At 42.8% G+C, this 10206-nt stretch carries 8 protein-coding genes; 2 read left to right on the top strand and 6 right to left on the bottom strand.

Annotated elements, in window-relative coordinates; genetic code table 11:
- Window positions 1-90: 90 nt before the first annotated feature.
- The 5 genes from mutT to VB732_RS10555 all read right to left on the bottom strand — a co-directional run bounded on the left by mutT (window position 91) and on the right by VB732_RS10555 (window position 7301).
- Entirely contained in the window at window positions 91-501 is a 411-nt protein-coding gene (gene mutT / locus VB732_RS10575; RefSeq protein ID WP_323230784.1) for an 8-oxo-dGTP diphosphatase MutT, read from the bottom strand.
- 246 nt (window positions 502-747) lie between these two features.
- On the bottom strand, window positions 748-1092 hold the full coding sequence (locus tag VB732_RS10570) for a DUF760 domain-containing protein (RefSeq protein WP_323230783.1): 345 nt from the start codon (window positions 1090-1092) through the stop codon (window positions 748-750).
- Between the two features lie 259 nt (window positions 1093-1351).
- Window positions 1352-2308 (bottom strand): RNA polymerase sigma factor, RpoD/SigA family, encoded by a 957-nt coding sequence (locus tag VB732_RS10565; RefSeq protein ID WP_323230781.1) that lies wholly within the window; start codon window positions 2306-2308, stop codon window positions 1352-1354.
- 624 nt (window positions 2309-2932) lie between these two features.
- Window positions 2933-6196 carry a carbamoyl-phosphate synthase large subunit gene (carB, locus tag VB732_RS10560; protein ID WP_323230780.1) on the bottom strand — a complete coding sequence of 1088 codons (3264 nt, stop codon included), beginning with the start codon at window positions 6194-6196 and terminating at the stop codon, window positions 2933-2935.
- A gap of 550 nt (window positions 6197-6746) precedes the next feature.
- Window positions 6747-7301, bottom strand: a complete 555-nt coding sequence (locus tag VB732_RS10555) for a Dps family protein (RefSeq protein WP_194044835.1) — start codon at window positions 7299-7301, stop codon at window positions 6747-6749.
- A gap of 443 nt (window positions 7302-7744) precedes the next feature.
- On the opposite strand from VB732_RS10555, the gene VB732_RS10550 reads away from it, so the two are divergent.
- Window positions 7745-8008 carry an Asr1405/Asl0597 family protein gene (locus VB732_RS10550; RefSeq protein ID WP_323230779.1) on the top strand — a complete coding sequence of 88 codons (264 nt, stop codon included), beginning with the start codon at window positions 7745-7747 and terminating at the stop codon, window positions 8006-8008.
- Between the two features lie 56 nt (window positions 8009-8064).
- On the top strand, window positions 8065-8736 hold the full coding sequence (locus VB732_RS10545; RefSeq protein ID WP_323230778.1) for a (2Fe-2S) ferredoxin domain-containing protein: 672 nt from the start codon (window positions 8065-8067) through the stop codon (window positions 8734-8736).
- Between the two features lie 667 nt (window positions 8737-9403).
- Here the strand turns inward: VB732_RS10545 and VB732_RS10540 are convergent.
- Window positions 9404-9907, bottom strand: coding sequence for a tetratricopeptide repeat protein (locus VB732_RS10540; protein WP_323230777.1), 504 nt, complete (start codon window positions 9905-9907; stop codon window positions 9404-9406).
- Window positions 9908-10206 lie beyond the last annotated feature (299 nt).

Genomic DNA, 10206 nt, shown 5'->3' with positions numbered 1-10206 from the left:
CAGAGGTCGAAGTTCCGAGTTCAGAGGTCGAAGTTCCGAGTTCAGAGGTCGAAGTAATCATCTTTCCTCTGAATTCACCATTCCCAATTCTCAATTCCCTTTTAAAGCAGCAATAATTTGAGTATTTGCTTTCGGAAAGGTAAACTGCTCCAGTTCTTCCAAGCTTACCCAGCGAATCTCATCGGATTCCAAAGGTTGGGGAACACCTGTAAGATGGCGGCAGTGATGTACCGTGAGGGTAACGCGCAAGTTTGTATAGGTGTGGTCAATAGTAATCAGATGCTCTCCCACTTCAATTACTATTCCCAGTTCTTCCAAAATTTCCCGTTGAATACACTCTTGGATAGTTTCCCCAGGCTCAATTTTGCCACCGGGAAATTCCCACAAACCACCCATTGCTCCTTCTGGACGACGGCGATCGATTAAAATTTGCTTTTGGTCATTCCAAATTACTGCGACACCGATGATTTTATGGGGCGGGAAAGAACTGGTTTCACTCATAATTAATTGATAAGAGAGAGATGAATAATAACAAAACTCGGCAGAGTTGATCATCTGCCGAGTTTTGATTTTTTAAATTTCAACCTTAATGCGTCACTGTTGTGGATATGTTAAAAAATTTTAGCTCATATACGTTTGGGAATTAAGGGCAAAGATTTCGCAGAAGCTTATTTTTAATTCCTATGGCTGTGAGTGTGACTAGCTATCAGAGCAACAACAATATAAAATTCGCTAAATTCTATATTTCTACTCAACTTCGCTGTTGTTGGTTTCAGTTCCTTGCAAAGCAAGTTCAAAGTTCATTCTCTGTTCAGCATTACGCAAGAAATAACCACTAATCATAGCAGAAGCCAAAAGCCGACCTAGACTTTCCCGACTGGTGCTTACGGTAATACCAAAATGCTCTGAAGGTAAATTACCTAATAGTCCTGTAATATTTCGTTCCATCACCTGAAAGACTTCGGCAGATGTAGGTTTAGATAACTGGGTAACTGTCTCTGGACTCAAAGATTTAACGTACTGCCATAGTAAATCGCTAGTTTCTGATTCGCTATTGAAAAATTCTGAGACACGGTTGGATGGGTTACTCATTTTTTAGCTCCTTAACTACCACTACTGGCTATGGTGCTTGTAATTTAATACTAAATGCCTGTTTCGGATGTGACTTACGCTAGCTGTTTTGTCTTCCTGTCAACTAATGTAACAGCCTCGCTTTCTTGTGGAAGTAGGTGTAACCGTACCAAAGTCGGCGTATTTTCTCACCTTAGTAAATAAAGTAAGGAGTGAGAAGTTAATTAAAAACTCCTCACTCCTAATTCCTGTACGGACACGATTAATCGCTTCTGTGCTTTTAACTTGCCAAATATTCGCCCATGTTGGCTTTAGACTTGCGGAGTTTGGTTAAAGCTTCCCGCTCAATTTGCCGAACTCGTTCGCGGCTAATATTAAGTATTTCACCAATTCTAGCTAGAGTTAGCGCCTGCCCATCAGTTAAACCAAAACGCAGCGTGATTACTTCCCTCTGTTGTGGCGTAAGATCACCCATGAGGCGATCTAAGTCATAAGACAAGGAAGATTGCATAACAAATTCTTCCGGGGATGCTCCTGGATCTTCCAGCATTTCTCCCAGTTCGGTGTCGTAGTTATCACCAAGCCGTAAATCTAAAGAAAGGGGCAAACGCGCCTTTTCTAGATACTCTCGTACTTGTTTGGGGGTTAATTCTAATTCTTGAGCTAGTTCACCAGCCGTCGGAGCGCGTCCCAATTTTTGCGACAATTGGCGCTGTGCCTTTTTAATCTTATTTAGTTTTTCAGTAATATGGATGGGCAGCCGAATTGTACGAGCTTTTTCGGCTATAGCACGAGTGATAGCTTGCCGAATCCACCAATAGGCATAAGTAGAAAATCTATACCCTTTGGTAGGGTCAAACTTTTCTACGCCGCGTTGCATCCCAATACTACCTTCTTGAATCAAGTCCAGTAAATCGACGTTGCGCTTAATGTACTTTTTGGCAACGGAGACTACCAAGCGCAGGTTGGCTTCTACCATCTTACGTTTAGCAATTTCACCATCAGCGATCGCTTCGTTCAATTCTACTGGTTCTAACTTTGTCGCTTTGGCCCACTCTTCTAAAGTCGGCTGACGACCTAACTGGGTGGCAAGAGATTCTCTTGATTCGTGCAAAGTACAAGAACGTTGCACCTGTTTACCATAAAAAATCTCTTCCTCGTGTGTTAAGAGTGGCACACGGCCAATCTCACGCAGGTAAGTCCGCACGAGGTCTGTGGCTGTCTGAGCGGTCTTCATGGCGCTACTCTTTGGTAATGATGGGTTTGGCGGTAGGGTCATTAAGGGATAGATGCTTTGTTACAGTGCTACCCAGTCAGACTGGGAACCTATGCTATGGTTTGCAATTCACGCGCCCGAGAAACTCGGCTGCTCATAATAATCAAATTTAGGCTTCTTAACTGCTAAAAGTTACAGTTATTTCCTATTTTTCACAAGTATCTACAGTTAGATAAAAGGTAGCTTCTTAAACATGCTTTTATGGGAGTCTTATTAACAATTGTAACATTTATGAGAATATTTTGGCTATATGGCGACATTAAATTTCCTGGTTATTCCAGTTCATGCAATCTTGCCCTCTGTCTCAAGGCTTGCTAGAAGGCAATTTAAGAAATTATCTGGTTAACATAAGCTTCCTCATATTTGCTAAGGTATATCTAATGAGAACTATAGTTATTCCCTCATAACAATTACTTAATTTTCTTGGGAGTTGGGAATGGGGAATTGGAAATTGGGTATGGCTCAAGAATCAATAAATAGTTCTTCTTCCCCTGCTCCCCGCTCCCTGCTCCCCGCTCCCCGCTCCCTGCCCCCTGCTCCCTGCCCCCTGCTCCCTGCCCCCTGCTCCCTGCCCCCTGCTCCCTCCTATCTCGTAATTGGGCAGTACTCTTGAATGGTTTTTACGTCCAAAGTGGTATTTTGTAAAGAACGGATGGCGGCGACGGTAGCTTTTGCGCCAGCGATGGTAGTAATGATGGGAATTTTGTAAGCTAAGGCTGTGCGGCGGATTAACCTAGCATCAGTCTGGGCTTCTTCCCCGGAAGGCGTGTTGATAATAAGTTGGATTTTTTGATTTTTGATTCCATCTAAAACGTGGGGACGGCCTTCATGGAGTTTTAGCACTAATTCAATATTTAACCCCTGTTCAAGAAGAACTCGCCGTGTACCAAGGGTAGCCATCACTGTAAAGCCCAAATCGAGGAATTCCTTCACCACAGCACCGGCGGCAGCTTTATCGCGATCGCTCATTGATACGAATACAGTTCCACTTAGTGGTAAACGCTCCCCAGCACCCATTTCCGCTTTGGCAAAGGCCCGGCCAAAGTCGCTGTCAATCCCCATCACCTCACCAGTGGATCGCATTTCTGGGCCCAATATTGTATCAGTTCCTGGGAATTTATTAAACGGTAATACTGCTTCTTTGACAGCAATATGTGTGGGAATGACTTCCTCGGTAAAATGTAGCTCCTCTAAGGTTTTACCCGACATAATTAAGGATGCTAATTTCGCTAGCTGTATGCCTGTTGCTTTAGATACAAAAGGTACTGTGCGAGAGGCACGGGGGTTGGCTTCCAAAATGTAAACCTGGGGAGAATAACTACTTGCGCCGACAACGGCAAATTGAATATTCATCAACCCCACGACTGACAGCGCCTGTGCTAGCTGCACAGTCCAAGTGCGAATTTGATTGAGAACTGCTGGTGACAGGGAAATGGAAGGTAAAGAACAAGCAGAATCTCCTGAGTGAATCCCTGCTTGTTCAATGTGTTCCATGATGCCACCAATTACCACCCGTCCAGTGTGATCGGCGATCGCATCGACATCGACTTCAATCGCGTTCTCCAGAAATTTATCAATCAAAATCGGATGTTCTGGTTCTATGAGTACTGCAAAGCTCATGTAGCGTTCCAACTCAGTATCGGAATAAACGATTTCCATTGCTCGTCCCCCCAACACATAGCTGGGACGCACCACTACCGGATAACCAATGCGTTTGGCGACAATCAGCGCATCTTCGTAACTCCGAGCAATACCATTAGGGGGTTGAGCAATATTCAACTTTTGGAGAATCTTTTCAAAGCGCTCCCGGTTTTCTGCCATGTCGATGGAATCTGGCGATGTGCCCCAAATTTTAGTGAGCAGTTCTGATTTGTCATTGTTAAGAAACTCTTGTAATGGGATAGCCAACTTTAGCGGAGTTTGTCCGCCAAACTGGATTATCACCCCCACTGGATTTTCAGCTTCGATGATGTTAAGAACATCTTCTTTTGTTAGCGGCTCAAAGTAAAGGCGATCGCTGGTATCGTAGTCTGTCGAAACTGTCTCTGGGTTGGAGTTGACCATAATTGTCTCATACCCCCCACCTTTCAAGGCATAAGCCGCATGACAACAACAATAGTCAAACTCTATTCCCTGCCCAATGCGGTTGGGGCCACCACCCAAAATCAACACTTTGGGTTTGGTTGTTGGCAAAATTTCTGTTTCTTCTTCGTAGGTAGAATAGTAGTAGGGTGTGAATGCTTCAAACTCAGCAGCGCAGGTATCTACGGTTTTGTAAACTGGGATGATTCCCAGTGACTTGCGGTAAGCGCGAACTTCATCTTCGGTAGTTTTGGTGGCATAAGCAATTTGGCGATCGCTATATCCGTCCCGCTTCACGTCATAAAGTTGCTCTTTTGTCAATTGCTGCAAGGGTGTCCGCTTGAGGAATTTCTCAACATCTAGGAGTTGCTGCAATTTATCTAAGAACCATCGGTCAATACCAGTCAGTTCGTAGATTTCCTCAATAGTTATCCCTTGCTGCAAAGCATGACGTACAGAGAAAATGCGATCGGGGTTAGGTGTCCGTAATTGGGCGCGGATTTGTTCACCACTGGGTAATTTTTCGGCTTTGTCGCAACCCCAACCAGCGCGTCCGGTTTCGAGCGATCGCAGTGCCTTTTGGAAGGATTCGTTGAAAGTCCGCCCAATTGCCATTGCTTCCCCGACTGATTTCATTTGGGTTGTCAGCACTGGGTCGGAACCGGGGAACTTTTCAAAGGCGAAGCGGGGGATTTTTGTCACCACATAGTCAATAGTCGGCTCAAAAGACGCGGGAGTTTTCTTGGTGATATCATTTTTAATTTCATCCAAGGTATAGCCTACAGCTAGCTTTGCTGCCATTTTAGCGATGGGAAAACCTGTAGCTTTGGAAGACAAAGCCGAACTGCGAGAAACGCGGGGATTCATCTCAATTACTACGACATCGCCATTAACCGGATTAACAGCAAATTGAATATTAGAACCACCTGTTTCCACACCTATCTCGCGGATGATTTTAATTGCCATATCCCGCAGCCTTTGATATTCTTTATCAGTCAGGGTTTGCGCGGGAGCGACGGTAATTGAATCCCCGGTGTGAATGCCCATAGGGTCAAGGTTTTCGATGGAGCAGATAATCACCACGTTATCTGCTAAGTCACGCATCACTTCGAGTTCGTATTCTTTCCAGCCGAGTAAAGACTGGTCAATGAGAATTTGCGAAACGGGGCTGGCATCTATACCTACCTGTGCCATTTCTTCAAATTCTTCTTGGTTGTAGGCAATACCGCCGCCACTTCCACCCATTGTGAAAGCTGGACGAATAATTAAGGGATAAGTACCAATTTGACGGGCAACCGCTTTGGCTTCTTCCAAAGTTTCGGCTGTGTCGCTAGGACACACAGCTACCCCAATCCTTGCCATTGCTTGACCAAAAAGTTTTCGATCTTCGGCTTTTTCGATCGCTGGAAGTTTAGCGCCGATTAACTCAACGCCGTACTTTTCCAGCACACCATTTTTGGCTAAAGCAACGGCGAGGTTGAGGGCGGTTTGTCCTCCCATCGTTGGTAATAGAGCATCAGGGCGTTCTTTCTCAATAACTTTTTCGACCAATTCTGGAGTTAACGGTTCAATGTAAGTGCGATCGGCCGTTTCCGGGTCGGTCATAATCGTTGCAGGGTTGGAGTTGACCAAAACCACTTCATAGCCTTCTTCTCGCAGCGCTTTGCAGGCTTGAGTGCCAGAGTAGTCAAACTCACAGGCTTGTCCAATCACAATTGGGCCAGAGCCTAACAGTAGAATCTTCCTGAGGTCATCACGGCGGGGCATAGTCGTTGCCTTGGAGTACGAGAATACAAATCCTGATTATTTTAAGGGTCTTTACACCCTCTCGTGCTTTTTATTATTAAGTTTTCTAGGTTTGATAGCCAGAAGGGGGCAGGGGGACAAGGGGACAAGGGGTGAGAACTTGAAACAAGTCTTTCCCCAATTCCCAATTCCCCATTCCCCATTCCCCATTCCCCATTCCCAACGATTATTTTATATTTCTAATTTTATTTAATTTTGATAGTGGAATTTTTAAAGCTTTTGCAAATCTTTGTTATTTAAGCTGATGATATTTTTCAATAAGTGGTGATCTATTGTGGTATATATCTATTTGCTTGTTAATCACAATATAGATTACTTAAATTAAAATCTATCTTAACTAGCTAATTGCTAAATATTATCAACGTTAAATATTATGAGGATATCTTTACTTAAATTAAAAATGGCAGAGAAATAAGGATACCATTCTCTGCCATTATTTATAATATTTTAAGAGTTCGTGCTGTCAACCTTTTCTTTCTGTCTAGGTAGACAAATCTAGATTATGAGAGTTTTAGCTTTGAGCAGCTTGGACAAACCCTAAAGTTAAGCTATCTTTGGCGAGGAAGTGAGACAAATGATATGCACGTTCCTCTGTTTTTAACAAAATCTTTTCGTACAGATAGCGTGTGCCCCGATCGCCTAAACTCTCTGCCTGAGCAGCTTGGCGACGAATTACGCCAATGATTGCTTGTTCGGCAGCTAGGTCATTTTCCACCATTTGACGAGAGGAATATACGCCTTCAGATTCTTGCTCAAAACAGGTTAATTCTGCTAATTTGCTGAAGGTAGCTACTGGCACACCACCTAGTCCATCCAGACGTTCTCCAATTTCATGAACGTGGTCTTGTACTTGGTTGTAGCTTTCGTTAAAAAACTCATGCAGAGAGTAAAATTCTGAGCCTTCAACTACAAAATGATGCTTTTGGTACTGCAAGTAAAGTGCCTGGAAACTAGCTAATACAACGTTAAATCCTTCTGTAACTGGAGCGGTTACGCTGTGATCCAACAACACGGGATTGTCATATACATGACCAAAATTCCGTAACAAGGTTTGCGTTTCAGACATTGTGTTCCTCTCTTTTTAACAGTTATAGATTTTAACTGCTTATTTTTAACATATTAACATTTTAATAATAAGGTCAAGCCAATTTGCCATCACAATATTTTGTATTTTTGCTTACTAAAAATCTCAAGTTTACTGTTTACTGGATGGTGGCACACTCATCAAGTTGCATAAATATCTCATTAATATTGACATCACAGCTTAAATGTGCATATTTCCCAACAGGCGCAGGGAGAGAAAATTTTACTTTGTCCTCTTTGTCTCTCTCAATACCGCTTTAAATATGGGATAGCTGGAAAAGTTTCATTTTTTTTCCAAAATTAATGAGAATTCTTTGCACTTAAGGTATGCTTGTTTTAAGAGGTTACGCTCTTTAGATTTTCAAAACACAGAGAGTTAATTCGCGGTAGTTACTGCAAGTTTGTTGCACTTTGAGGGCAATTTTCTTGAAATCGTTTAGTTCAGAAATAAAAAGCAACCACCTTGTAGAGGTGAATTGGGCAGATCGCTGGCAAGTCTATCAACGCCTAAAGGAATTAGATATTCCCTGTAGTTGTCAGGCTAACCAGCCATTGGAAGTTGAAATTGGCTCTCCTATGACAGCTGTTCAACTTTGGAGTGTGATACGGCGATTAACAGCGTCTCGTCAAGACCAGATTTGGACTCTTGAGTGCTGCTGGAAAATCGCTAACAACAGTTCTAATTTTTAGCTGCTGAGAATATCTCGCTTGATAGTTTTTATTTAGTTAAAAGGAGGTCAAAAAAAATGGGTGCATCTCACAGTATGGAAGTATCAGAATTTTGTCTTGAGGGCAGATTTATAAATTTTGTTATTAAAGATGGCTATAAGCTTAAAGGCTTAATGCTGGGGACTCATGAGGGTGAGTCTTATATTAAACTCGCTAAACACCTACGGGCTGCTTTTGACTTGCGGCTACCAGCAGGGACTTGGCTACAAGTTGTTGGTTATAGAGAATACGATATAAAAAAAGACAAAGTTACACTGAAAGCTGAACGTGTAATGGCGGCGCGTTCTGAAATGGGGACAGTTCAAACCATTGCTGCACCAATACAAGAACCCCCATCTATTGATAATGTCAAGGTAAAACCAGCTAAGACTAAAGCCACGATTTTGGTGTGTCAAAAGTCTGATTGTATGAAACGCGGTGGTAAAGCAGTTTGCCAGGCGTTGGAGGCAGCTTTAAGCGATCGCGGTTTAGAAGACCAAGTTACAATCAAAGGCACTGGTTGTATGAAAAATTGTAAAGCTGGGCCAAACTTAGTTATGCCAGATAAAACACGCCATAGCCGAATTCAAGCCCCACAGGTTTCGGCGTTGATGGATAAGCATTTTGGTGACAAGAGTTTAGCAGCGCAGCCTGAGAATTTAAGGGAAGTGACGGTATCTAATGGCAAGGTTTGGGGAAAGAATTCATAAAATCTTGACATTTCAATGAGAAAGCTTCATAATATCTTCTTAAGTGTGTTCCATTAATACTCGGCATTAGACTTTTGCCAAGTATTTGCAAGAGTTTTGAATTAAGCGATCGCCTACGATTTGTCGTAAGTAAGACAAAGTAGTAGTTGCGATCGCTTAATATTTGTAGGCAATTGGGTTAAGCGATGCCTGGGTTGGGCTACGCCGAAGCAAAGTAGTTTGTCATGAGTTGGCTAAAATCACTGAATATTTAGATGCAATTAGGTTTAGCCGCCAGTCTCCCGAAGGCAAGTTATACAAATTTGAAAAATGATTGCGACAGATGGATAGAGAAAACCCAGATGCAGTAAGCGGTTTCCAATCCAAAATCGTTCGACTGAGCGTAGCCGAAGTCTAAAATCTAAAATTCAAAATGGTATTAGGGAACTCCAAGAAATACCAAATATGGGTCAAGCTTAAAAACCATATCTTTCGTAAGGGCACAGCATTGCTGTGCCCCTACAGCATGGTCTATGTACAATTGCAGGATAATTAAGAAAAGCCTGAAATAGGCTATGAAAGCCTTTTCTAGTTTTGTTTAGAAGATTTTAGGTGTAAAAGAGGGAATTGATTCTCACGTGGTTGTTGGGACTTGTGGGTTTTCTGGTGGGTAGGTTGGATACATGGCCTAAGTTAGAGAAGACTGCAACAACTGTCGTATGGATGTAGCCTGTACATGGTCAGGGAACACGGTTAAAAAGTCATCTAGGTCTTGGATAGTTTCACGAATAGATTCTGAGGAAGCACCCTTCGATAAGGCATAGCGATATAACCGCTCTGCTGGTTGAATATATTGAGCAGCTAAATAGTAAAGGGCTAAATTAAAGGTATTAGACCAGTCTTTAGCATCTTTTTCGTAATTCTGTTTAGCAAGCTTGATGGCAAGTGCTAGGTCAGTCCATGCTTTATCTGGTTGGTTAAGGGCTTGGTAGGCTAAAGCACGATTATATAAATACCAATTATTATCAGAATCTAAGTCAATAGCGCGGTTGAAATCTACAAGAGCCTCATTGTATAGCTTTAGCATCAGGTAAGTTTTACCACGGTTTGCGATCGCCCACTTATATTTGGGATCAAGTTCAATGGCGCGGTCAAAATCTTGTAGACTCTTGGGCTTGTTTTGTGGGTTCATTACAAGATTCAATTTTGAGGTGCTAGTGTTTACAGAATAACTACTAAATATACAGGGTGGATTTCGGAATTTACTAAACTTTTTCTGGGTAATTTTTATGCGTTGACCTTCTGAGGCTTGACGTTGACCTTCTGAGGCTCAACTTTGACCTTCTGAGGCTTGACGTTGACCTTCTGAGGCTCGACGTTGATCTTCTGAGGCTCGACGTTGACCTTCTGAGGCTCGACTTTGACCTTCTGAGGCTCGACGTTGACCTTCTGAGGCTCGACGTTGACCTTCTGAGGCTCGACGTTGACCTT

The sequence above is a fragment of the Nostoc sp. UHCC 0252 genome, assembly GCF_034931145.1.
GTDB lineage: Bacteria > Cyanobacteriota > Cyanobacteriia > Cyanobacteriales > Nostocaceae > Nostoc.
This window is presented reverse-complemented; position numbering and strand designations above follow the sequence as displayed.

What these genes read in the sequence shown, in the direction of transcription:
- mutT (WP_323230784.1), bottom strand. Translation starts at nt 501, where the DNA reads ATGAGTGAAACCAGTTCTTTCCCGCCCCATAAAATCATCGGTGTCGCA.
- VB732_RS10570 (WP_323230783.1), bottom strand. Translation starts at nt 1,092, where the DNA reads ATGAGTAACCCATCCAACCGTGTCTCAGAATTTTTCAATAGCGAATCA.
- VB732_RS10565 (WP_323230781.1), bottom strand. Translation starts at nt 2,308, where the DNA reads ATGAAGACCGCTCAGACAGCCACAGACCTCGTGCGGACTTACCTGCGT.
- carB (WP_323230780.1), bottom strand. Translation starts at nt 6,196, where the DNA reads ATGCCCCGCCGTGATGACCTCAGGAAGATTCTACTGTTAGGCTCTGGC.
- VB732_RS10555 (WP_194044835.1), bottom strand. Translation starts at nt 7,301, where the DNA reads ATGTCTGAAACGCAAACCTTGTTACGGAATTTTGGTCATGTATATGAC.
- VB732_RS10545 (WP_323230778.1), top strand. Translation starts at nt 8,065, where the DNA reads ATGGGTGCATCTCACAGTATGGAAGTATCAGAATTTTGTCTTGAGGGC.
- VB732_RS10540 (WP_323230777.1), bottom strand. Translation starts at nt 9,907, where the DNA reads ATGAACCCACAAAACAAGCCCAAGAGTCTACAAGATTTTGACCGCGCC.